Below are 21,934 nucleotides of genomic sequence, written 5' to 3'. Positions count from 1 at the left end.
TCCGGGAAAGAGAACACGGACCGACCATCAGCCCACTACACTCACCGAAACCGCCCCTGAGCAGGGAAAACGTCAAAGTGCTGCTGGAGTACTAGAAGAGCGCGGCCCCGCTTGTCACCCAGAGGATGACGAGCGGGGCCGCCCGGCGATCACGGGGCAGAGATCGCGCGTTGTTCTACGAAGCCGACGAGAACGCGAACCCGTCGCCCCCGTAGCCATGGAGCGCAGCCGCGTCACACCAAACCGGCGGCGATGGCGCGGCGGACGGCCTCGGTCCGGTCCTGGAAGCCGGCCTTGGCGAACAGGTTGTTGATGTGTGTCTTGACCGTGGCCTCGCTGATGAAGAGCTTCTCGGCGATGGCGCGGTTGGGCAGGCCCTGCCCGATGAGGGCGAGGACTTCGCGTTCACGGCGGGTGAGGTCCTGGGGGAGAGGCTGTGTGACGGCCGGAGGACGTGTGCGGGCGGTCGCCAGGAGACGGCTCTGGACCTCGCCGTCCAGTACGGACTGTCCGGCGGCGGCAGCCCGGATCGCGCGGATAATGTCCTGGCGGCCCGCGTTCTTCGTCAGATAGCCGCGGGCGCCGGCGCTCAGGGCGGCCAGGATCGAGTCGTCGTCGGCGAAGGTGGTCAGCACGACCACGGCGGTGTCGGGATGCTCCTCGCTCAGCCGGCGAGTGGCTTCGGTGCCGTCCATGACCGGCATGCGCAGATCCATGAGGACGACGTCGGCCGCTGTGGTGGCCATGGCGGCGAGTACCTGTGTGCCGTCTGCGGCGACGGCCACGACGTCGATGTCCTCGGCCATGTCGAGTACGGCGGCCAGGGGTTCGCGCACGGCGGTCTGATCGTCGGCGACGATCACCCTCAACGGGCGCTGTTCGTCCGCGTTCTGCGGGGTCCGGGTCGGTTCGGTCGTCGTCATCCTGGGATCACTGCCTCCACCTGCCAGCCGCCCCGCTCCGGCCCCTCGGTGAGGGGACCCGCGGCAATGGTGCCGCCCAACAGGGCGACGCGTTCGCGCATTCCTATCAGGCCCATTCCGCTGCCCACGGCGGGGGTCACGTCGCCGGTCGCGGGTCCGTTGCGCACGGTGAGGGTGGCCGAGGCGGCATCGAAGGCCATCGTCACCGCGACCCGGCCCCCGGGAGCGTGCCGGGCGGCGTTGGTCAGCGACTCCTGCGCGATGCGCAGCACATTCTGGGTGACCAGGGCCGGCATTTCACGGACGGCTCCCGTGACGGTGAGGGCGTCACGGTGACCGGACGACTCGACCATGGCGGTCAGGCTCTCCAGCAGGGGAAGGGAGTCCTCGCGGAGCGTGTACACGGTCCACTGGGCCTGCTTCAAGCTCTCCCTGACCATGCTGTGGGCCTTGTCGTGCGCCGCGCGGACCTTGTCGAGGTCACCGGTCTCGATCAGTGCGTCCGCCAGCTCCAGATGCATGCTGATCCCGGCCAGCGAATGCGCCAGCACATCGTGGACGTCCCGGGCGATGCGACTCCGTTCGGTGAGCACCGCCGTCCGCGCCTCGGCACGCGCCGCCCGTGCGGAGGACTCGACGGCATCGACCATCGCTTCCAGTGCCTGGTGCCTGCTGCGGCTCAGGATTCCGACCACCACCGGAACCCCGGTTCCGAGACCGAAGGTCCAGGTCAGGATCTGGTGACCGGGGCCCAGATAGAAGTACAGGACACCGCCGCACAGGACGCTGGACAGGGCGGCCACCGCCAGGGCGCGCTTGAGGGGAAGGCGGTAGCCGGCGTGGCCGACGAGGAAGTAGGCGAAGAGGTAGCCGGAGCCGCTGGTGCTCGCCTCCAGCAGGCCGGCAGCCGCTACGACACCGGTCGTCAGCCAGGTCAGTGCGGCCCAGGGCGGCAAGGTACGCGGCAGATGTCTGGCCAGCAGGGCCGCGGAGTTGACCACGAGCAGGGCGGCCACGACCAGGCCGCGTCCGCTGAAGCCGACTGGCCGGACGGTGATGACAGCGAGGGTGATGATGACCAGCGTGACGGCCCACTGGAGACGGGCGTCGTCCCGGGGTACGGCCCGCGGGCCGGACTCCCGTTCGGGGGCCGGCCCAAGGGCTGTGAGGTTGTCGGAAACGGACACGGCGCGACGATAACCCGTCTCAGAGTGCCCGGTCGGCGGCGACCGTCGCCTGCTGCCCGCCTATGGCCGGCTGCTGTTGCGCACGGGTCACCATGCGGCCACGGATGAAGATCGTGGCGAGCCGTGTGACCACCTCGGTGAGCGCCATCAGCACGAACGCGGCCACCCAGGCGTCTCCCGTAGTGATCTGGTGCGTGGCACTGAACCGGGCCACATTGTCCGCGCCGCCGTGGTCGACCCAGAGCTGGAAACCCATGCGTGCCCCCATGCCCAGCACCCACAGGGCGGCGGACACCGCACCCGCCTTGATGAAGAGATGTGCGTCGGCGCTGCGGATACGTGTGTAGACACCGCCGGCGATCCCGAGCGCCGCGCCGATGGCGACCAACGCACCGATCAGCACGAGGTCGTTGCCCGCCGTGGGCACGGTGTTCAGATAGCTGTGGGCCACGAAGGCCACGATCCCCAGCGGGATGAGGTACGACCTCAAGTCCAGGCGGCCTTCTCGCAGTTGACGGAAGACGACGAGGAGGAGGGCGATGTCGGTGATCCAGTCGGTCGTTGTCATGCACCAAGCCTGCTGGCAGGGGACCGGACACACCTGGACCCATGGGTGGAGCCACGGGTGGAGTTTCTCCGAGTGCTCCCGCCGTAGGAGTGGAGAAGGGCCAGGGCAGGACCGGGTGTGCCGCGCGAGCGGCTGACCAATCTGCCGGTTCGTCGACCGACCTGTCGGCCTGGGTGCGAACAGGGAGGCGACGCCCGACCACCCAAGGACGTGCGCCGCCTCCCCCCTGCCACCCAACTCCCGGCTACCCGGAGACCTGTCTCCTACGCCCGCCATTCAGGCCGTGGCGATTACCCGTTGGGATACGGCACCAATGCCACTGGGGGAACGGGACGGCGGTCGGTTGAATTCGGAGCGTCCGATGCAAACCGACTTTGAAGGACTCCACCATGCACATCCAGTTCGTGCTGTTCGACGGCTTCGATCCGCTCGATGTCATTGCCCCGTACGAGGTGTTGCACGCCGGCGGTTCGGCGTCGGGTGGTGCGGTGACCGTCGAGTTGGTCACCGCCGAAGGCCCGCGTGAGGTGACCAGTGGCATCGGGTCACTGGCGTTGCGGGCTGTGGGCGCCGTGGATCTGGAACGCGCGGACATGCTTCTGGTGCCCGGCGTCTTCGGCCGGGTGGGCGAACCCGGCGAGGTCCCGGAGGAGGAGGTGGGTGCCGGTGACCGGGAGCAGGACGAGTTGATTCCGGTGCTTCTGGGACGCACGCTGACCACGGGACTGCCCGCCCTGCTCAAGCAGGCCATGGACGACCCGGGGATCACGGTCGCCACCGTCTGCGGCGGGTCCCTCGTCCTGGCGATGGCCGGTCTGCTGGAGGGACGTCATGCCACGACCCACCACCTGGGCCTCGACATGCTCGACGCCACCGGCGCACACGCGATCCACGCCCGGATCGTGGAAGACGGCGACCTGATCACCGGCGCCTCTGTCACCTCCGGACTCGACCTGGGCCTGTACCTGCTGGAGCGCGAGGTGGGACCCCGTGTCGCCCATGCCGTCGAGGAGTTGTTCGCCCACGAACGGCGGGGCACCGTCTGGCGTGCCCAGGGTCTGACGCCTACGGCCCTCTGAGCGCCCTGCCGTTGGTGGATCAGCCGCTCGGCGTCCGCCATCTCCCTTCCCCCGTAAGGAAGTACACCAGCATGTCCGTTTCCGGCACCTGGGACCTGTCCGTCTCCACCCCCATAGGGAAGATCAAGGTCGTCATCGAACTCCACGAGCGGGAAGGCGTGTTGACCGGCGTCGCCCGAGGGACCGGTGAAGAGGTTCCACTCGCCGACGTCTCTCTCGACGGCGACCGGCTCACATGGAAGCAGGCCGTCACCAAGCCCATGCGCTGAATTTGGCGTTCGACGTGACCGTCGACGGTGACACCCTTCAGGGCACCTCCAAGGCCGGCCGCCTCCCGTCGTCGAAGGTCACCGGCGAGCGTCAGAACGCCCCCGAGCGCCAGGCATGATCGTCGCCTCCATGCCCCTTCGGTTGTCTGTCGTCGACGGCCTTGGGCATCGCGTCCGTGGCGATGCCGCGGGCGCGGGCCGCCGCACCGATCAACGTGCCCTGTGTCCGGTGGTGCGGGGGCGATCGTCGTCGGCGGGTTCGATGCAGCGGGACTGGACGTGCTCGTAGGCCATGGTGGTCTGTACATCCACCACCTCGCGGCGCTCGGTGAGGCGGTCGATGACGAAGGCGTACACCCCGTTGACGTCGGGGACGGCGATATGGATGAGGAAGTCGTAGGAGCCGGAGGTGACGAACAGGCCGATGGTCTCCGGCAGTTGGGCCGCCCATTCGCGGAATCCCTCGATGACCGGGCGGGCCGGCGGCCGGATGCGGACGGAGATCAGGGCCTGGACGGAACGGCCGGCGGCTTCGAGATCCAGGGCCGCGTGGTAGCCGGTGATGATCCCGTGCTCGCGCAGCAGTCGCACGCGTTCCAGCGAGGTGGAGGGCGAGACTCCCGTCTTGGCGGCCAGATCGCGGTTGGTCTGCCGTGCATCATTCTGCAACTCCCGAAGGAGGGCTCGATCCAGCGCATCAAGTTCCATGGAATCCCTCTTTCACTGAATAAAATGCGGCGCCCGATGCACAGATCCTGATGTATGCCTAGCGTAACGCCTCATGAATGCGCAGAAGAACGGCACGGCGGCCGGAGCGGGCCTGGTGCTCGGTGCGGCTGTCCTGTGGGGCACGGTCGGCCCGGCCCAGGTCATGGCCGACAGTCCGCTGGGAACCGTGGCCCTGGGTGGCTGGCGGATGCTCGTCGGCGGTGTGGTGCTCGGGGCCCTGACGGCGCGGGACCGGGACAGGCTGCGCGTCCTGGCGGCCCGCTCGGCCTGGGTGCCCCTGCTGGTGTGCGCCCTGTCGACCTGCCTGTACCAGGCGGCCTTCCTGTACTCCGTGTCCCTGACCGGGGCGGCGCTGGCGACCGTGGTCGCGCTGGGCACCGCCCCGGTTACCACCGGCGTGTGCGCGTGGTGGTTCACCGGTGAGCGAGTGGGCGCGTCCTGGCTGGTCAGCACCGGCGCGGCGACCGCCGGATGCGCCCTGCTGCTCGTCCCCGGAGGCTGTCCGGCCGATCCGCTCGGCCTACTCCTCGGGGTCGCCGCCGGTGCCTGCTACGGCCTGTACACGGTCTTCGCCAAACGGCTGGTCGCCGATAATCCCGCCGTCCACCTGCCGACCGTCTCCGCGGTCTCGCTGACCGCCGGCGCCGCCATGCTGCTGCCCTGGATGGTCACCGACACCGCCGGACTCTCCGACACGCGCACCCTGGGCCTCGTCGCGTGGCTGGGACTGGCCACCACGGTCGCCGCCTACTGGCTGTTCTCCGCCGGCCTGACCCGGATGAGCGCCACCGCGGTCGGCACTTTGAGCCTCGCCGAACCCCTGGCCGCGGCCCTGCTCGGCGTGCTGGTGCTCGGCGAGCGCCTGTCGGCCACCGCCGTCGCCGGGTGCGTCCTGATGCTGATCGGCCTGACCGCCGTATCCCTGCCGGGCCTACGACGATCCTCCCGGAGGGCCGCGGTCGTGGTCACGGTCGAGGAGGGTTCGTCATCGGGAGCGCACACCGGGACCCTCATGGCGAGCGATGTCCTGGGCGATGAGGTGAGCTGTTCCCCGAGCACGACCGGTGCGGGGCACACGAGATAGCCGACGACGGACTGCCCGCCGCCGTCGAGGGGGGGCGAGCTGGGGCGTGTCGGGTTACCTGCGGGCTGGGGGAGTGGCCCTCGGGTGTCATCGGCTCAGTTGTCGTCAACCGGAGTGCTGCCGGGTCTCCTCGTTGTGTGCCTTCGGGTTGGTAGTGCCGGGGGAGGTGTAGAAGACCGACGAGCCCTGCTTCGTGCGCTGGGCGTGGGCCTTGGCCACGAGCCCTTCGAGCGTGGTGCGCACGACCGTTGTCTTGATGGTGCGCTCGGGGTGCTGGGCTCCCAGCGCGGTGGCGATCTCGGCGGCTGATCGGGGCGCGCTCTGCCGTGTCAGGTATGTGCGCACCAGGTTGACGAGGGTCGGCGACGCCGAGGACGAGGCGGATGCCTTGGCCGTGCTCTTCTTCGCGGTGCTCCTCTTGGCCTTGGCCTGCGGGGGCTTGCTCGACTCCTTGGCCGTCCTCTTGCGGCGGGTGGGTGTTGCCGCGCGGGGCTTGGCCGCAGGTGCTGACGTGGAGGGGGTGCCGAGTGCCTGCTCGATCTTCACCAGGACGGTGTGGTCGTTCCGTAGGGCGGTCAACTGCGCCTGGAGCGACTCGACTTCACCGGCGAGTCTTTCCTGCTCCTTGATGTTGCGCGCGAGGTCACCGGCTACCTGAGAGCTGTACTGGGAGGTCAGTTCACTGGTCGGCGTGGTGGTTCCGGACATGATGCGTGCGCCCTTCTCTGGACAGTGCAGCTGGCGAGCAGTCAGTCCGCAGCTTATGCGAAATCTAACGCATGTGTATGTCTGTCCTCTTTTTGTCGAGTGTCAGTGCGTGGTGCGTGGTGCGTGGTGCGTGGGCTGTGGTGCGTGGTCTGTGGTGCTTGGTCGCGTCGCGGCGGTGGGTGCTGGAGGCTCATGCGGTGGTCTGCGTGCTGTCATCGAGAGCTGTGTCGCCGAACGGGGACCCGCGGGGTTCTCGTAGGTGAGTGGCTCCGGCCCTTGGCCCTTCCTAGACACGCCTGGTTGCAGGCAGCGCCTGCGAGAGTGCGTCAAGGGTCACGCCGACTACGGACGCGAGCTGCGCCGGGCTTGCCCCTGCTCTGCTCATGACGGCGAGTGACTGGTTCACGGCAGCCATGTGTTCGGCGAAGGCGTCGGCGTCCTGGTCGGTCAACCGCCCGGCCTTCAGTGCGGCGCGCAGGCGTGAACGCTGGAAGCCGAGCGCCTCCTTGGTGTGTGCCGCGACGGCTGGGCTCAGCACCGGAATCGCCATGGTCGACTGGGCGATCAGGCATCCGTCGGGCAGCTCGGGGTCGGCGATGCGCTTGAGGGTGACATCGAAGAACGCGCGAACGGCCGCAAGGGGTGCCGAGGCCGCACACGACAGGGCGGCGTCGTACTTCTCTCCATAGCGTGCGGCGTAGCGGTCCAGGCAGCGCAGGAAGAGTGTGTCCTTGTCGCCGAGCGAGGAGTAGATGGAGCTGCGGTTCAGGCCGGTCGCGCGTGACAGGTCGTCCACCGAGGTGTCGGCATACCCGGCGCGCCAGAACTGGACCATCGCGGCGTCGAGCGCCATATCCATGTCGAACTGCTTCCTGCCTGCCACGGGGCACTTCCTTGCCGTGTGTCGATGTCGGTCCATGGGTTGAGCTGCACACCACTCTATCTTGAACTGAATGGTTCAAGATGTGTTACGTTGCAGACGTGATCGTGACGGCAGACATCCGCAGGCGGCCGTAGGGCCGTATGGGTGCTGTCCGCTGCTGTCCACTGCCGTGCACCGCGGCCCGGGTCTCGGTGTGCTTGGCGCGGGCCAGCTGGCTGAGTTCGTCACGGCATCGAACCGCACCCGGTCCGCCATGGCCGGGCCAGTCGACATCCCGCCATCCCGCCCTGGAGGACTCACGTGACCGACCCAGTGACCATCACTTCGCATGGCTCCGGAACCAACCCTGTCCGCGACCTTCCCCTGTGCGATCTGAACGGGTTCGCCCACCGTTGGGTCGACGTGGGCGGCGTCCGCCTTCATGCCGTTGACGGCGGTCGGCCGGACGGGCCTGCCGTCGTCCTGCTCGCCGGGTTTCCGCAGACCTGGTGGGCCTGGCGAAAAGTCATGCCCAGCCTGGCCGGCCGGTTTCGCGTCATCGCGGTCGACCTCCCGGGGCAGGGCAACTCGGAGCGCTCGGAGGGCAGTTACGACACCCACACGGTTGCTGCCCAGGTTCATTCCGTCGTCAAAGCTCTGGACGTGTCGACCTACTGGCTGGCCGCCCACGACATCGGCGCCTGGGTCGCCTTCTCCCTCGCCCTCAATTACGAGAGTCAACTGCGCGGGGTCGCCCTGCTCGACGCGGGAATCCCCGGCATCACCCTTCCGGAAGCGATTCCCACCGACCCGGAACGGGCGTGGAAAACCTGGCATTTCGCGTTCCACCTCGTGCCCGACCTGCCCGAGACCCTGCTCACCGGCCGTGAACGGGACTATGTCGACTGGTTCCTGAGGACGAAGGCTCATGCGCCCGGCGCGTTCGACGACACCGACGTCGACCACTACGCGGCGTCCCTCGCTGCCGACGGCGGCCTCCGTGCCTCCCTCGCGTACTACCGGGACGCGGCCGAGTCGGCGCGCAAGAACCACCAGGCGCTCGACCGGCAGCATCTGACCGTACCCATGCTCGGGATCTCCAGCAGCCACGGGTCCATCCCGGACATGGCGGCCTCCATCAGCCCCTGGGCCGACAACATCACCGGAGTCGTCGTGCCCGACGCCGGGCACTTCATCCCTGATGAACAGCCCGAAGCCGTCGCCGCCGCGTTGGCCGGCTTCATCGCGCGCGTCGCCTGATGTCGACGACTTGACGGTCCTCGGGCCGAACTCCCGTCCAGGCCCGGGCGGTTGAAGCGCTGTACCGCTTCCGTGCCGCAGGGCGGGATCTAGGAGTCGTCGTCGCTGGACGGCTCGCTGCGGTGCGGTTCCAGGCGGTCGACCGTCTCCTCGCTCCATCGCCGGATGACTGACGTCTGCTCGGGACTCAGCAAGTCGAGGACGTGGCGGCGGATGTTGTCGCCGTGGACGAGGACGGCGCTCCGGGCGGCGCGACGCCCCTCGGCGGTCAGTCCGATCCCCGCGCGGCGGCCGTCGGCTCCGTACTGGGTGCGTTGGACGAAGCCGCGCTTCTCCATGCGTGTGAGCTGATGTGAGACGCGGCTCTTGTCCCAGTCGAGCGACTCGGAGAGCTCGCCCACCCGCATCTCCCGGCCGGCGGCCTGCCACAGCGTCACGAGCACGCTGAACTCGGCCTTCGAGATGTCGCAGTCACGCTGGAGGCCACGCTCCAGTTCCCTGGTGATCAGGTGCTGCGCGCGCATCCAGGCATCCCAGAACTCCCACTCCTCGGGTTCCAGTGATCGAGTCTCCGTCATGGCGTCGAGAATACCTCGACCAGGGTAGTTGTCACATCAACTCTTTGCGACCTAGAGTTGACGTGTCAACTCCAAGGGAGGAAACCCATGACATCACTCCGTATCGCCCTCATCCTCGGAAGCACCCGCCCCGGACGCCGTGGCGACCAGATCGCCGCCTGGGCGGTGGAGGCCGCCCGTGCCCACGGCGGAGCGGACTACGAGCTCATCGATCTCGCCGACCACGACCTGGGCAACCTCGACGAGCCCGGCAACCCGACCTTCCAGCAGTACCAGCACGACCACACCCGCACATGGGGCTCGCTGATCGACAGCTTCGACGGCTACGTGTTCCTCGTCCCCGAGTACAACCACTCCTATCCCGGAGCCCTGAAGAACGCCCTGGACTACGTCTACCGGGAGTGGAACGACAAGGCCGCCGGCATCATCAGCTACGGCGGCTGGGTCTCCGGAGCCCGGGCCGCCGAGGCGCTGCGGCTCGTCCTCGCCGAACTCCAGGTGGCCACGGTCCGCACCCAGCCCACCATCTCGACGCATCCCTCGTTCCATACCGGCGCCTTCGTCCCCCAGGAGGGCCTCGACTCCGCTGTCGGCGGCATGCTCGACCAGGTGATCGCGTGGTCCGGCGCCCTGCGCGGAGTGCGCGAGGCCAGGAAGCGGGCGGCAACGGCCGCATGAGGTGCGGTGGGTGGCGCGATCACCGGTAGGTGACCAATGGCAGGTGGCCGGCGGCACGTGACCAACAACGTGTGAGCCCGCTGACCTTGAGCCGTCGGGATGCGCTTCCCTGATGTCTCCGTGTCGAACTGCTTCCTTGATCTCGTGGTGGGCCCGGCCCCCTGTTGTGGCCGCATGTCCCGGGACCGCCCAAGGAGGGGCGCGCTATCGTGCGCGCATGCGTGGACAGTTCGCCGGGTGGCCCGAGCAGGCCATGGACGTGTTGTGGCAGCTCCAGGGCGAACCGAGCCACACGACGCGCGAGCGTTGTCGAGCGGACCGCGAACGGCTGGTTCGGCAGCCGATGATCGCCCTGCTGAACGCGGTCGCGGACGCCGATCCCCGCTACGAGGACTTCTCCGTCTGGCACTACCGCACCACCTCCTGGTGGTGGCAGCACCAGGGCGCGGTGATCCGGCTGGGCCGCAAGATCGAGATCGGACTCCGGTTCGACCTGGACGGACTGCGGATTCAGGGTGCCTGGTGGTATCCCGATCCCGGCCAGGTGGACATGTTCCGCAGAGCCGTGGCCTCCGAGGGGAGCGGCCGCGAACTGTCCGCCATCGTCGAGGAGGTACGCAAGAAGGGCTACGACATCTCCGGGGACGTGATGACACGGCCCCCGCGCGGATACCCGGCCGACCACTCCCGTGCGGAACTGCTGCGCCACCGCTCGCTGATCGCCGCCCGTCCCCTCGGCTGCGAGCGGTGGCTGCACACCTCCGAGGCGGTCGACCGGGTCCTCGCGGCCGCCGCCGATCTGGACGCCCTGCTGATGTGGCTGGTCCGTCATGTGAAGCGCACGGCCTGACATCCTGAGGACGCCGCCGACACATTTCCTCGCCGCCATGACCCATGTCGCGGTGGCCATCCTCAATCTCGACCACGTCCGCGACACGCACTCCCGTGGAACTCGACCGCGAGGCCCTCAACCGGCTTCACCGGCTCCACGTGGTCTCGGGAATGACGGGGCGTGACGACACCGCCTGCATACGGCGCGTCCAGCCCGAGTACGAACCCAGGCTCCCGCGCTGGTGACTTGAGGGCGGCAGGGCCCTTCAGGTTTGCGGTGGGGGAGCGAGGAGGACGGGCCACTCGTCCTCGGACGTGAGCAAGTCATCGAGGGGAACGTCGGGGGCTGCCGTGAACACGGCGGTCGCCTCCGTCGGCCGGGTGGACAGGTCGGCGTCGGCCGCGGTCCTGGCCGTCAGCACGATCACGGCGTCCGGGTCGACGGCCGATCGTTCGGGGAAGTCTTCGGGATCCACGTCCATCTGCCGCAGCACGACGGTAGGGACGGCGACCCGGACCACCAGGCTGCCGGCGTCGAAGGAGTGCTCGGCCCAGCCGTCGGTCCGGACGAGGTAGAGGGCGCCGTCGCCCTCGTAGCAGTGCGCGCCGAGTCCGGCCATGGCCCGTTCGCCGGGAGTGCCGTCGGGAGCGACGACGAGGACGGCGAAGGCGGCGTCCGGAGCGTCGGGACTCAGGCCGGAGCGGACATACAGGCGGGCGGTCATGGGGTGAACCTTCGGAAGGCGTGCGGGACTTCGGCAGTACAGCATGCCGCGGAGTGCGGGCCCCGCACTCGTGCTCGACCCCGACCCGCCGACGTCCACCCGGTGGCCGGACCTGACCAGGTTTCAGCCCCCTGCCGTTGCCCGAAAGTATGAAACTCCTGATGGAACGGCGTGTCCCGGACGCCGGACCCGGCACGCTTCGATTCCCGGCGGCGTGTGGAGATCAGGGGGTCGATGTGGAACGGCGGCAGGAGCGGAGCCCGTTACGTCACCGTACGCGGTATCTGTTCGACAGGACACTGGCGCGCAGCACGGGGACCCTGCTGGGCTGGCTGGCCCTGTGCTGTCTGGCCGTCGTCGTGCCGGTGAGCGCGCTGCTGGTGTGGACCGACCCGAACGCACCGCATTCGCTGTCCGGCCGGCTCACGCAGGTGTGGCGCACCAGCGCGGAGACCCTGCGGCTGGGCGTGGCCACCGGGGCGCCGCCGCGGATGCTGCTGTCCGTACTGCTCGGGCTGATCGCCCTGCTGTGCGTGTCGACAGTCGTCGGAGTCGTCACCACGGGCCTCGGCGACCGGCTCGCGGAGCTGCGGCGAGGACGCTCCCGGGTCGTGGAACGCGGCCACACCGTCGTGCTCGGCTGGTCGGACCAGGTGTTCACCGTGGTCGAAGAGCTGATCGCCGCCCGTGCCACAGGCGGCCGGCAGGTGATCACCGTGCTCGCGGACCGGGACCCGGCCGCCATGGAACGGGCGCTGACGGCCGCCCTCGGAGTCACCGACGGAGTCCGGCTCGAATGCCGCACCGGAGTGCCGTCCGACCCCGACACCCTGCGGCTGGTCAGCCTGGGCGCGGCCCGAGCGGTGGTGGTGCTGCCCGCCGAGGGCCCCGACGGCGACCTGAGGGTCGTACGCACCATGCTGGCGTTGCGCACCGTGCTCGGCGCGGAAGGCGGCCCGCGTGTGGTGGCCGCCGTACACGACGAACGCCGTGTCCCGGCCGCGCGACTCGCCGTGGGAGCGCGTGGCACGGTTCTCGGGACCGACCAGTCGACCGCGCGGCTGCTCGTGCAGTGCGCGCGGAATCCCGGGATGTCGACGGTGCTGCGGGACCTCCTGGACTTCTCCGGAGCCGAGTTCCACATCGTCGACGTCCCGGAGGCGACGGGACTGTCCTTCGGTGAGGTGGCGCTGCGCCTGGAGACGTCCAGTGCCGTGGGGCTTCTGCGGGCCGACGGTCGCCCGCTGCTCACCCCTCCGCCGGGGACCGTGCTGGAGGCGGGCGACCGGCTGGTGACCGTCGCACACGACGACGGTCCGCCGCCCCTCAGCGCCCACCGCGCTCCGGTCGACCCCACGGCAGTGGCCCGCACCCCATCGCTGCCCGAACAGCCTTACCGGCTCCTGCTGTTGGGCTGGAACCGACGCGCCCCAGTGATCGTCGACACCCTGTGCCGCACCGCCCGACCGGGCTCCACGCTCGACCTGGTCACCGGCCTCGCGGCCCCCCGCATCCCACCGCGCACGGACTCCTCATCCCTGCGGCTCACCCACCACCCCGGCGACCCGTCCGCGCCCGATACCCTCACCGGCCTGGACCTCATCACCTACGACTGTGTCATCGTCCTCGGCGCCGACCAGCAAGCGGAGACGGCTCCCGAAGCGGCCGACGACCGGACGCTGTTGACCCTGCTGACCCTGCGCTCCTGGGAGGAGGAGACATCCCGGGTGCTCCCCGTGGTGGCCGAGATGCGCGATCACCGCAGCCGGACACTCGCCCCGCTCGGCCCCGCCGGTGACGCCGTCGTCGCGGGCGAACTCACCGCCCTGCTGATGGCCCAGATCGTCCACACCCCCGAACTGGCCGCCGTGTTCGAGGAGATCTTCGCCGTACGCGGTGGAGCGCTCGCCTTGCGCCCGGCCGGCCACTATGTCCGGGCCGGCCGCGAGACGTCCTTCGCCACGGTCGTCGCGGCGGCGCTGCGCAACGACGAGTACGCGATCGGCTACCGCCCTCACGTCCAGCGCCCGCCCCGCTCCCACGGCGCCGTCCACCTGTGCCCAGGCAAGTCCGAACGGCGCGTGTGGAACGCCGAGGACGAGATCCTGGTCCTGACGCCGGGGCACACCGAGCCCGCCCCCACCAGCCTCGCCCGACTTCACCTGCCCGCCATGCGTCCCGGACCTGGGGAACATGCCGAGCCCCGGCGGCCGGACCCGCCGCCGACCACGCCCGGAGCCGACATCCCTCCCTGAGCACCAGCGCTGCTCCTCCTGTCCCGGACCAGCGCAGCCCCACCGGGTGGGCGGGGGAGTGCGCATCCGCTGCACGACGCGGTCCGTGACGCGTTCGGACAGGACCGATCGACCCGAGGCGGTGGCCGTGATCGCCTCGTAGAGGATGTGTGGTCTGTCCGCCGTCAGCAGATGGCCGGTGGCGCCGGCCTTGAGGCCCGGCGTATGACGGATACTCATCTTCGCTCGCCGCGTTTGCCTTTCCTCCGTAGGATTCCCCCGGGGTCGCCGGACTTCAACTCGCTCACCAGAGCGCTGTGTTGTCGTCCCCGTCCCTCGATTGCGCCCCGACGGCCTCAACGGATCTCGAAGGAGCATGACGTGCGAGTGAACGCGCGTGTCCGACGGCGCCTGCACCTCACGGGAGTCCGCGCGGGAGCAGCAGTAGCGGTGTGCGCGGCCCTGATCGTGCCCCTCGCCGCGAGCCCGTCGAGTGCGAACGCGATCCGGGGGAGTGCGGTGGTCCGACAGGACGCCAGCTCTGCGACGCACGCTCATCTGCGGGATCTGGCACGGAAGTTGGTGGCAGCAGGAGTGCCCGGGGTGATCGTGCGGGTGGACGACGGCCACGGCAGGCCCATCGAGATCTCCGAGCAGGCGGCCTGGACGAAGAAGGACCATCGACTCCGGGCGGACGACGAGGTCCGCGAGGCGTCCAACACCAAGACGATGATGGCCACCCTCGTGCTGCAACTGGTCGCCGAGCACAGACTCGCCCTCACCGACTCGGTCGAGAAGTGGCTGCCGGGCCAGGTGCGCAACGGCAGAGCGATCACCCTGCGCATGCTGCTCAACCACACCAGCGGGCTGTTCGACTACACCGAGGACCCCGCCCTCGCACCGGCCCTCACCGGCCAGGACCCGCACGTATGGACGTCGACGGAGATCCTGAGGCTGGTGAGCGGACACCCGGCACTCTTCGAGCCCGGCAGCGAGTGGTCGTACAGCAACACCAACTTCATCGCGATCGGCGCCGTGTTGGAGAAGGTCACCGGCCAGAGCCTCGCGACGCTGGTGCGGGACCGGATCGCCCGACCCCTGGGTCTTCGGCACACCTTCTACGCCACCGGCTCCGCCTGGCGCGACCGCCATGCGCACGGCTACGAACCTGACGCCGCCCACATGCCGCCTGACGTCCCCGAAGAGTTCAGGACCTACGCCGGACCCCAGCACGACGACCACGTGGACGTCACCGGCGACTACGTCACGGCCGACGGAGCGGATGCCGCGATCGTGTCCACCGCCGGTGACTGGTCGCGTTTCTACGGTGCGTTGATGTCGGGCCGCCTGCTGCCCGCGGCCCAACTGGCCCAGATGCGCACCACCGTGCCGGAGGACGGGCCGGGGGACCCGCAGGAACTCGGCTACGGGTTGGGCATCGAGACGGCGAAGACCGACTGTGGCACGGTCTGGGACCACGTCGGCATCGTCCCGGGCTATGCGACCTACAACGTCACCGACACCACGGGCCGTCGTACAGCCGCCTTCTTCTTTGCCACGTCCACGCTCACCAAGGCGGGCCACCAGGCCGGCGCGGCCCTGATGGACGCGGTCAACTGCGCCATCTTCGATTGAACCGCCGCACGCTGCCGCAGGGGCCGACGCCGGATCGAGCGGACCGATAGCGCCTGGGCGGTCGCGCCATCTCGATCGGCCGTCCGTTCCGCGCCTGCCGACCCCGTCCCGCTGATCCTTCCGGCGGTGTGCTTCCGGTGCGGACCGTGGTGATCGTGCCGCCGTCGACGACGTGGTCGACGCCGGTGATCTCGCCGGCCGCACCGGACAGAGGGAAAGCGATGAGTGCCGCCACCTCCTCAGGTTGTGTGATGCGGCCGGTCGTGACGTGCTGCAAAGGCGCCCCGCATCTCGCGCGCCCGGCTTGGGGGATGCGCCCAGACTGGAGGCGTAAGTGGGCCGTTGGACGGACGCGGACCCTGTGAACTCCGTGGATCTCTTCCGTTCGCAGCCCTGGTGGGTCTCCGCGCGGCGGCGGGGCGTCGCACCTTCCCGGCCGGCGCCGGGGCCCCCGTCAGTTGCCGAGGCGGACGCGCAGTCCCGGCTGGAGCAGGTCGCCGTGGGCGGTGACCATGTCGTCGCACAGGCGCCAGATTTCCTCAACCGTCAGGGTCGCGGCGGTGGCCGGATCGGTCATCGCCGCGTGCCTGATGTGCCGCGGTTCGTCTTCGAGGGCCGCCCGCACCACCAGGTCGTTCGCGCTCAGGTAGGTGCGGTTGAGCGCCGCGAGCTGGGGCGGGAGAGCGCCGACGCGGGTGGGCTGGACGCCCAGCGAGTCCACCAGGCACGGTACTTCGACCACGCCGTGTGCGGGGAGGTTGTCGATCAGACCGCGGTTGGGGATGTTGCCGTAGATCGTGCGCGGGGTGCCGGTGATCATGCTGTGGATGATCTGCGGCGCGTACTCCATCGTGCCCTCGACGGTGATCGGGGCGCCCGCGGCCAGCGCGTCGCGGGTCCTCTCGTACTCGGCCGTGTTCTCGTCGACGATCTTGAGGTACTCGCCGACGGGCAGCCGCAGCCGCTCGATCTCGCTCGTGTGGTGCAGGTACCAGGGGACGTACTCGGAGGAGTGTTCGCTGGTCTCGGTCGGGTAGTGGCCGAGCCTGCGGTACATGTCGACGCGGACCCGGCGGCGCAACTGCTCGTCGCCGGCGATCAGTTCGTCGAGCCTCGGGTAGAGATCCTGCCCCTCGTGCTCGAAGCGCAGCACCCACGCCTGGTGGTTGACACCGGCCGCGTGGTAACTGACCTCTTCGTAGGGCACCTTGACCAGGTCGGCGAGGTCGCGCATCGTCCAGTAGACCGAGTGGCACAGGCCCACCACCCGGGTCAGGCCGGTGGCCTCCGTGAGGTACTGGACGTTCATGGCCATGGGGTTGGTGTAGTTGAGCAGCCACGCCTCGGGGCAGAGCTCGGCGATGTCGCGGCCCAGTTCCCGGAGGAAGGGGAAGGTCCGCAGGGCGCGGAAGATGCCGCCGATGCCGAGGGTGTCGCCGATGGTCTGGCGCACGCCGTAGCGAGCGGGTACCTCGAAGTCGGTGCGGGTGGCCTCCACCATGCCGATCTGCACGATGTTGATGACGAAGTCGGCGTCGGCCAGGGCCTCGCGGCGGTCGGCGTGGGCGGTGACGGTGGGGGCGGCGCCGAGGGTGTCGGCGATGCGGAGGGCGGCGGCGTGCGCTGTGGCCAGGCGTTCGGCGTCGATGTCGTGGAGCGCGACGTGCGCGTACCTCAGTTCGTCGAAGGCGAGGAGATCCGCGAGCAGACCCTGGGTGAAGACGACGCTGCCGGCGCCGACGAAGACGATCTTTGGGGTGGTCATACGGGGGTTTCCTCGGTCTCGGTAAGGCGGGTGAGTGCTTCGTCCCAGGTGGGCTGGGCGGCGGTGCCGCCGGGGGCACGGGTGGACAGGGCGCCGCAGACCGCGGCGAGGCGCAGCGCGTCGGACAGGGGCATGTCGTTCAGCAGTCCGGCGATGAACCCGGCGTCGAAGCTGTCGCCCGCGCCGACGGCGTCGACCGGCTCGACGCGTATGCCCCGGGTGGTGAGGAGGCGTTCCCCGTCGTGGCACAGCGCGCCGTCGGCGCCGTTCTTGACGACGGTGACCGGTCCCCGGGCGGCGAGCCGGGCGGCGGCTTCGGCCGGGTCCGTGACGTCGGCCGGGCCCGCGATGCCGGTGGGCGCGGCGAGTTGCCGGGCCTCGGCGGCGTTGGGCAGGAGGAAGTCGGTGTGGGCCAGGACGGCGGCGAGGCCGGCGGGTTCCCAGCGGCCCGTCGGATCGTCGTTGGTGTCGACGGACGTGGTGGCGCCGTGCCGGCGGGCGGTGCGCAGGAGGTCCGGGAGCGCGGCGGCGAGGTGCGGCATCAGGAAGTAGGAGGCGGAGTGGACGTGCCGGGCGGCGGCCGACAGGGCGGGTGGCACGTCGTCGGCGGTGGTCGCGGCCAGGGTGCCGGACGCGGTGAGGATGGCCCGGTCGTCGCCCCGGGTGAGGACGACGGTCAGTGGGGTGGGCCGGTGGGGGTCCAGCGTCAGCGCCTCGGTGTCGACGCCGTGGGCGTCGAGACGGTCGCGCATGTACCGGCCGGCGTCGTCGTCGCCCACCCGTCCGGCGAACGCGACGCGCAGGCCGAGCCGTGCGGCACCGCAGGCGACGATCGCGCCGGAGCCCCCGACCGTGAGGGTGCCCGAGGGGACCAGTTGTTCACGCTGGCCGAAGGCGAGCGGGGTGTCGAGGGGGCCGATGACGACGTCCGGGTTGGCGTCGCCGATGACGAGCAGGTCGAAGGCGTGCGGCATTGCGGAGGTTCCTGCCTGAGTGGTGTGCGGCGGGGAGGCCGGCGGGCTCAGCCCTTGAGCCCGGTGGAGGTGACGGACTGGATGAACGCCTTCTGCGCGCCGAGGAAGGCGATCAGGACGGGCAGCACGGTGATGACGTTCCCGGCCATCACGGCGGCCCATTGCGTGTGGTGCTGTCCCTGGAAGGTCGTCAGGCCCAGCTGGAGCGTGTACTGGGTGTCGTGGTTGATGGCGATCAGGGGCCAGGTGAGGTCGTTCCAGGTGCTCAGGAAGGTGAGGACGGCCACGGTGCTGAGGGCGGGCCGGGACAGCGGGAGCACGATCTGCCACAGGACGCGCAGCCGCGAACAGCCGTCGATCCAGGCCGCCTCCTCCAGTTCGCGGGGCAGCGAGAGGAAGAACTGGCGGAGTAGGAACACCGAGAACGGGGTGACCAGGGACGGCACGATCAGCGCGCCGAGGGTGTCGATGAGGCCGAACTGCTTCATCACCAGGAAGGTGGGGATCATGGTCAGCTGGAACGGGATCGCCATCGTCGCCAGCATCAGGCCCAGCAGCAGCCGGGAGCCCGCGAACCGCATCCGGGCGAAGGCGTAGCCGCCGAGGGTGCCGAAGACCAGGTTCGCGGTGACGGTGACCAGGCTGACGATGAAGGAGTTGGCGAACCAGCGCGGGAACATGGCGTTGCCCAGCACGTACCGGTAGCCGCCCAGGTCGATGTGAGAGGGCCACAGCGCGGGCGGGAAGCGGTTGATCTCGGCGTTGCTCATCACCGAGCTGAGGACCAGCCAGATCAGTGGCACCGCGAAGAGCAGGGCGGACGGCGCGAGCAGCAGGTGCCAGGGGCTGAACGGCAGCCGGGTCCGGCGACGCCGCGAGTCGGGGCGTGCGGTGGGCGATGCTGTGTGCGCGGTCTCGGGCGGTGCGGACAGGGCGGTCATGCGGAGGCTCCCAGGAGGCGGCGGCGGGTGACCTGGAAGATGAGGCCGATCACGCCCAGGGCGACGGCCAGGACGTAGGCGGAGGCTGCTCCGTATCCGGCGGTGGCGTTCTTGAAGGCCTGTTCCCAGATGAAGTAGACGATCACCGTGGTGGAGCCGAGCGGCCCGCCCTTGGTGGTGACGTAGACGAGATCGAAGGTCTGGAGGGACTGGATGGTCTGCCACAGCAGAAGGAACACCGTCACGGGCCGCAGCGCGGGAAGGGTGACGTGACGCAGCAGACGGCGGCGGTCGGCGCCGTCCAGGCGGGCCGCCTCGATCAGTGAGACGGGTACGTCCTGGAGTGCGGCGAGATAGATGACCAGACAGAATCCGGTGCCGCTCCACAGGCTGACGGCGACCAGCACGGGCAGCGCCTGCGAGGGGTCGGTGAGGAAGCCCTGGGAGGGGATGCCGAAGTGGTGGAGCACGGCGTTGGCGGCGCCGAACTCGGGGTCGAGGATGAAGGAGAACAGCACGCCCTGCGCGGTCGCGGAGACCACGAACGGGACGAAGAACAGGGTGCGGTAGAGGCCCACGAAGCGGATGCGCCGGTTGAGGGCGAGAGCGAGGGCCAGGCCGATCACCATGGACGCCGGCACGTACAGCGCGGTGTACAGCAGCGTGTTGCGCAGGGCCTGGCTGAAGTGCGGGTCCTGGGCCAGGGCGCGGTAGTTGTCCAGGCCGACCCACCGGCTGGGGGTGACCAGGTCGTCGGCCTGGAAGGACAGCAGCAGCGACCAGATGATCGGTACGACGCTCAGCCCCAGGATGATGAGGACGGCGGGCGAGACGAACGACCAGGCCATGGTGGCCTCGCCGGCGCGTCTGCGGCGCAGGGCCCGGCGGTTGTCCGGGGGCCGGGACAGAGTGATCGGGGTGGGCAGTCGCGACATGTCGGGGCTCCTCAACGCGGGATGAGCAGTGCGGCGTTGGCGTCGTCGGCGCAGGCGCGCATGGCCTGGGCGGGGCTGCTCCGGCCGAGCAGTACGGCGACGACGGCCTGTCCGAGGGCCTGGGAGATCTGCGGGTAGGCGGCGTGCACGGGGCGCACGCGGGCGGAGTCGAGGGCCTTGGTGAAGACGTCCAGGCCCTCGGTGGTGCGCTCCTTGTGCTGCCAGTCGGGCAGGTCGCGGGTGGCGTGGCTGAGGGGCAGGCTGCCCGCGCGGATGTCCCAGCGCACGTCCTGGTCGGGCTGCATGAGCCAGCTGAGGAAGGTCTTGGCGGCCTTCCCGCGTGCTTCGCCGTTGTCGAAGACGGTCCAGGTGTCGGGTCCGCTGATGGTCATCGGGCGGCCGGTGAAGGTGGGCAGCGGGACGACGTGGTAGTCCACCTTCGCCTGCTGGATGTCGGGAAGCTGCCAGGGGCCCGTGACGGCCATGCCCATACGGTTCGACATGAAGACCTGGTACATCTGCTCGCTGCCGGGCTTCGGGTCGACGTAGACGCTCTTGTCGCGGGCCAGCTGGGCGACCACCTCCAGGGCCCGGGTGCCGGTGTCGCCGAAGCCGATGTGCTTGCCGTCGGTGGCGACGACGTCGCCGCCGAGGTCCCAGATCATGGGCCACAGCCGCCAGACGGTGTCCTCGTCTCCGACACCGGGCCAGCCGGTGCCGAAGCGTCCGCCGCGGGAGTCGGTGAGTGCCTTGGCGGTGGCGACGAAGTCGTCCCACCGCCAGCCCGCCTCGGGCAGGGGCAGGCCGGCCTCCCGAAAGAGCTTCTTGTTGCAGACGACGGCGAGGGAGTCCAGTACGGCGGGGGCGGCGCGCACCCGGCCGTTGACGGTGACGGCCTTGCGGGCCGGTACCCAGTAGCTGGTCCAGGGGGTGGGAGAGCTCTCGACCATGTCGGTGAGGTCGACGGCCTGGGGGCTGCGGGCGACGCTGGCCAGGTCGGAGCCGAAGACGTAGGCGATGTCGGGATAGGAGCCGGCGGCGAGGGCGGCCGTCACCTTCTGGAGCATCGCGTCGGCGAGGACGCCGCCGCCGAGCCGGACGTGGATGCGGGGATGGCTGCTCGTGAAGGAGGCGACCAGGGACTCCAGGGCCTTCTTGCCGGTGTCGGTCTGGCCGTGCCACATCTCGATCGTCACGGTGCCGTCGGCGGCGACGCCGTCGTCGCGGCCCGCCGCGCAGCCGGTGGCCACCGTGCCCGCGGCCAGCGCCGTGGCCAGGCCGGCGCCGGCGCGCAGCACATCGCGGCGGGCGGGCCGCGCGCTGCGGGGGACCGCTTGCATGGATACCTCCGGGGGAGCTGTGGGACAGGCGATGCGTGCAGAGGGGGAAGACCGGCGTGTGCCGTCGCGGACCGGTTCCGGGTGAGGGAGGGCCGGTCGGTCGCCGGGGCCCGGTCGGGTGGTTCAGTTCCGGGGCGGGGGAGGCGGTCGTAACGCCGTCGGTCCCGTGGTCGCCGGAGCTTCGGCGGTGCCCGGCCGGCCGCGGCGGGGCACGCGGGTTCGGTTCATGGCCGCGCTCCAGAACGTGGTGGGCACGTCCCCGCCTCGGATGCCCGAGGGCCCCTGGCGACTCAGTCCGGGCTTCTGGCGCGTGGTCAGCTACCGGCTGGGCGTACCTCTTTCGCCGCGTCCTGCGTGTGCGGCGTTGGCCAGGATTTAAACGACGGTCACCTGCGCCTGTCAAGAGTTCGCGTGCTCGGAGGTGCGTGAAACTCCCTCGAAACACGCATGATTGCGCATTGCGGAGAGAGTCCGAGAGAGGACCCGAGCCTCGTGCAGCGGTCCGGGGGGGGGGGGGCGGGGCCCCCCCCCCCCCGGGGGGGCGGCGCCCCCCCCGGGCACCCGGTGCGCGGGACGAAAACCCGACCTCGGCCCGGGGGGCCGAGGACGAAACCCAGTCGACAAAAAAC

20 protein-coding genes and 1 pseudogene are annotated in these 21,934 nt (G+C 69.9%); 8 read left to right on the top strand and 13 right to left on the bottom strand.

Going from position 1 to position 21,934, the window contains the following annotated elements; all coding sequences use genetic code 11:
• Window positions 1–233: 233 nt before the first annotated feature.
• From ACIRB1_RS34470 to ACIRB1_RS34460, 3 genes are read right to left on the bottom strand one after another with little or no spacing between them, the layout of a single operon-like run.
• Window positions 234–923 (bottom strand): response regulator, encoded by a 690-nt coding sequence (locus ACIRB1_RS34470; RefSeq protein ID WP_403468187.1) that lies wholly within the window; start codon window positions 921–923, stop codon window positions 234–236.
• Window positions 920–2,110, bottom strand: coding sequence for a sensor histidine kinase (locus ACIRB1_RS34465; RefSeq protein ID WP_403468186.1), 1,191 nt, complete (start codon window positions 2,108–2,110; stop codon window positions 920–922). The genes ACIRB1_RS34470 and ACIRB1_RS34465 overlap by 4 nt, the downstream gene beginning before the upstream one ends.
• Before the next feature lie 19 nt (window positions 2,111–2,129).
• Window positions 2,130–2,678, bottom strand: a complete 549-nt coding sequence (locus ACIRB1_RS34460) for a hypothetical protein (RefSeq protein ID WP_403468185.1) — start codon at window positions 2,676–2,678, stop codon at window positions 2,130–2,132.
• Window positions 2,679–3,067: 389 nt separating this feature from the next.
• Between ACIRB1_RS34460 and ACIRB1_RS34455 the strand changes: the two genes are divergently transcribed.
• Together ACIRB1_RS34455 and ACIRB1_RS34450 are read left to right on the top strand one after the other, a co-directional pair.
• Window positions 3,068–3,757: a DJ-1/PfpI family protein gene (locus tag ACIRB1_RS34455; protein WP_403468184.1), complete on the top strand. Its 690-nt coding sequence runs from the start codon at window positions 3,068–3,070 to the stop codon at window positions 3,755–3,757.
• A gap of 71 nt (window positions 3,758–3,828) precedes the next feature.
• Window positions 3,829–4,145: pseudogene (locus ACIRB1_RS34450) on the top strand (hypothetical protein).
• 91 nt (window positions 4,146–4,236) lie between these two features.
• Here ACIRB1_RS34450 and ACIRB1_RS34445 read toward each other — a convergent pair.
• Entirely contained in the window at window positions 4,237–4,734 is a 498-nt protein-coding gene (locus tag ACIRB1_RS34445) for an Lrp/AsnC family transcriptional regulator (RefSeq protein WP_352182896.1), read from the bottom strand.
• A gap of 73 nt (window positions 4,735–4,807) precedes the next feature.
• Between ACIRB1_RS34445 and ACIRB1_RS34440 the strand changes: the two genes are divergently transcribed.
• A complete protein-coding gene (locus tag ACIRB1_RS34440) occupies window positions 4,808–5,839 on the top strand; it encodes a DMT family transporter (protein ID WP_403468183.1) in 1,032 nt (343 codons plus the stop codon).
• A gap of 105 nt (window positions 5,840–5,944) precedes the next feature.
• Here ACIRB1_RS34440 and ACIRB1_RS34435 read toward each other — a convergent pair whose 3' ends face one another.
• A complete protein-coding gene (locus tag ACIRB1_RS34435) occupies window positions 5,945–6,547 on the bottom strand; it encodes a hypothetical protein (protein ID WP_403468182.1) in 603 nt (200 codons plus the stop codon).
• A 286-nt stretch (window positions 6,548–6,833) separates the two neighbouring features.
• Window positions 6,834–7,430, bottom strand: coding sequence for a TetR/AcrR family transcriptional regulator (locus tag ACIRB1_RS34430; RefSeq protein ID WP_403468181.1), 597 nt, complete (start codon window positions 7,428–7,430; stop codon window positions 6,834–6,836).
• A gap of 300 nt (window positions 7,431–7,730) precedes the next feature.
• On the opposite strand from ACIRB1_RS34430, the gene ACIRB1_RS34425 reads away from it, so the two are divergent.
• Window positions 7,731–8,669, top strand: a complete 939-nt coding sequence (locus ACIRB1_RS34425) for an alpha/beta fold hydrolase (RefSeq protein ID WP_403468180.1) — start codon at window positions 7,731–7,733, stop codon at window positions 8,667–8,669.
• 89 nt (window positions 8,670–8,758) lie between these two features.
• On the opposite strand, the gene ACIRB1_RS34420 is transcribed toward ACIRB1_RS34425, so the two are convergent.
• Window positions 8,759–9,247: a MarR family winged helix-turn-helix transcriptional regulator gene (locus ACIRB1_RS34420; protein ID WP_403468179.1), complete on the bottom strand. Its 489-nt coding sequence runs from the start codon at window positions 9,245–9,247 to the stop codon at window positions 8,759–8,761.
• A gap of 87 nt (window positions 9,248–9,334) precedes the next feature.
• On the opposite strand from ACIRB1_RS34420, the gene ACIRB1_RS34415 reads away from it, so the two are divergent.
• Window positions 9,335–9,925, top strand: a complete 591-nt coding sequence (locus ACIRB1_RS34415) for an NADPH-dependent FMN reductase (RefSeq protein WP_403468178.1) — start codon at window positions 9,335–9,337, stop codon at window positions 9,923–9,925.
• A 217-nt stretch (window positions 9,926–10,142) separates the two neighbouring features.
• A complete protein-coding gene (locus ACIRB1_RS34410; RefSeq protein ID WP_403468177.1) occupies window positions 10,143–10,775 on the top strand; it encodes a DUF2461 family protein in 633 nt (210 codons plus the stop codon).
• Window positions 10,776–11,022: 247 nt separating this feature from the next.
• On the opposite strand, the gene ACIRB1_RS34405 is transcribed toward ACIRB1_RS34410, so the two are convergent.
• Window positions 11,023–11,481, bottom strand: coding sequence for a hypothetical protein (locus tag ACIRB1_RS34405; protein ID WP_403468176.1), 459 nt, complete (start codon window positions 11,479–11,481; stop codon window positions 11,023–11,025).
• A 236-nt stretch (window positions 11,482–11,717) separates the two neighbouring features.
• On the opposite strand from ACIRB1_RS34405, the gene ACIRB1_RS34400 reads away from it, so the two are divergent.
• Both ACIRB1_RS34400 and ACIRB1_RS34395 read left to right on the top strand, forming a co-directional pair.
• Window positions 11,718–13,736 (top strand): NAD-binding lipoprotein, encoded by a 2,019-nt coding sequence (locus ACIRB1_RS34400; RefSeq protein WP_403468175.1) that lies wholly within the window; start codon window positions 11,718–11,720, stop codon window positions 13,734–13,736.
• Window positions 13,737–14,102: 366 nt separating this feature from the next.
• A complete protein-coding gene (locus ACIRB1_RS34395; protein ID WP_403468174.1) occupies window positions 14,103–15,350 on the top strand; it encodes a serine hydrolase domain-containing protein in 1,248 nt (415 codons plus the stop codon).
• 454 nt (window positions 15,351–15,804) lie between these two features.
• Here ACIRB1_RS34395 and ACIRB1_RS34390 read toward each other — a convergent pair whose 3' ends face one another.
• The 5 genes from ACIRB1_RS34390 to ACIRB1_RS34370 are packed head-to-tail and all read right to left on the bottom strand — an operon-like array spanning window position 15,805 to window position 21,305.
• Entirely contained in the window at window positions 15,805–17,115 is a 1,311-nt protein-coding gene (locus tag ACIRB1_RS34390; protein WP_403468173.1) for an alpha-glucosidase/alpha-galactosidase, read from the bottom strand.
• Window positions 17,112–18,089 carry a carbohydrate kinase family protein gene (locus ACIRB1_RS34385; protein ID WP_403468172.1) on the bottom strand — a complete coding sequence of 326 codons (978 nt, stop codon included), beginning with the start codon at window positions 18,087–18,089 and terminating at the stop codon, window positions 17,112–17,114. Before ACIRB1_RS34385 ends, ACIRB1_RS34390 begins: the two co-directional genes overlap by 4 nt.
• Window positions 18,090–18,136: 47 nt before the next feature.
• Entirely contained in the window at window positions 18,137–19,030 is an 894-nt protein-coding gene (locus ACIRB1_RS34380) for a carbohydrate ABC transporter permease (RefSeq protein ID WP_403468171.1), read from the bottom strand.
• Window positions 19,027–19,965 carry a carbohydrate ABC transporter permease gene (locus ACIRB1_RS34375; RefSeq protein WP_403468170.1) on the bottom strand — a complete coding sequence of 313 codons (939 nt, stop codon included), beginning with the start codon at window positions 19,963–19,965 and terminating at the stop codon, window positions 19,027–19,029. The genes ACIRB1_RS34380 and ACIRB1_RS34375 overlap by 4 nt, the downstream gene beginning before the upstream one ends.
• 11 nt (window positions 19,966–19,976) lie before the next feature.
• Entirely contained in the window at window positions 19,977–21,305 is a 1,329-nt protein-coding gene (locus ACIRB1_RS34370; protein WP_403468169.1) for an ABC transporter substrate-binding protein, read from the bottom strand.
• Window positions 21,306–21,934: the final 629 nt, after the last annotated feature.

This window comes from Streptomyces sp. NPDC096013, assembly GCF_044763565.1.
Taxonomy (GTDB): domain Bacteria; phylum Actinomycetota; class Actinomycetes; order Streptomycetales; family Streptomycetaceae; genus Streptomyces.
This window is presented reverse-complemented; position numbering and strand designations above follow the sequence as displayed.

Bases quoted from the DNA above. Each gene is read 5' to 3' on its own strand.
- ACIRB1_RS34470 (WP_403468187.1), bottom strand. From the start codon at position 923: ATGACGACGACCGAACCGACCCGGACCCCGCAGAACGCGGACGAACAG.
- ACIRB1_RS34460 (WP_403468185.1), bottom strand. From the start codon at position 2,678: ATGACAACGACCGACTGGATCACCGACATCGCCCTCCTCCTCGTCGTC.
- ACIRB1_RS34455 (WP_403468184.1), top strand. From the start codon at position 3,068: ATGCACATCCAGTTCGTGCTGTTCGACGGCTTCGATCCGCTCGATGTC.
- ACIRB1_RS34445 (WP_352182896.1), bottom strand. From the start codon at position 4,734: ATGGAACTTGATGCGCTGGATCGAGCCCTCCTTCGGGAGTTGCAGAAT.
- ACIRB1_RS34440 (WP_403468183.1), top strand. From the start codon at position 4,808: ATGAATGCGCAGAAGAACGGCACGGCGGCCGGAGCGGGCCTGGTGCTC.
- ACIRB1_RS34435 (WP_403468182.1), bottom strand. From the start codon at position 6,547: ATGTCCGGAACCACCACGCCGACCAGTGAACTGACCTCCCAGTACAGC.
- ACIRB1_RS34420 (WP_403468179.1), bottom strand. From the start codon at position 9,247: ATGACGGAGACTCGATCACTGGAACCCGAGGAGTGGGAGTTCTGGGAT.
- ACIRB1_RS34415 (WP_403468178.1), top strand. From the start codon at position 9,335: ATGACATCACTCCGTATCGCCCTCATCCTCGGAAGCACCCGCCCCGGA.
- ACIRB1_RS34410 (WP_403468177.1), top strand. From the start codon at position 10,143: ATGCGTGGACAGTTCGCCGGGTGGCCCGAGCAGGCCATGGACGTGTTG.
- ACIRB1_RS34405 (WP_403468176.1), bottom strand. From the start codon at position 11,481: ATGACCGCCCGCCTGTATGTCCGCTCCGGCCTGAGTCCCGACGCTCCG.
- ACIRB1_RS34390 (WP_403468173.1), bottom strand. From the start codon at position 17,115: ATGACCACCCCAAAGATCGTCTTCGTCGGCGCCGGCAGCGTCGTCTTC.
- ACIRB1_RS34385 (WP_403468172.1), bottom strand. From the start codon at position 18,089: ATGCCGCACGCCTTCGACCTGCTCGTCATCGGCGACGCCAACCCGGAC.
- ACIRB1_RS34380 (WP_403468171.1), bottom strand. From the start codon at position 19,030: ATGACCGCCCTGTCCGCACCGCCCGAGACCGCGCACACAGCATCGCCC.
- ACIRB1_RS34375 (WP_403468170.1), bottom strand. From the start codon at position 19,965: ATGTCGCGACTGCCCACCCCGATCACTCTGTCCCGGCCCCCGGACAAC.
- ACIRB1_RS34370 (WP_403468169.1), bottom strand. From the start codon at position 21,305: ATGCAAGCGGTCCCCCGCAGCGCGCGGCCCGCCCGCCGCGATGTGCTG.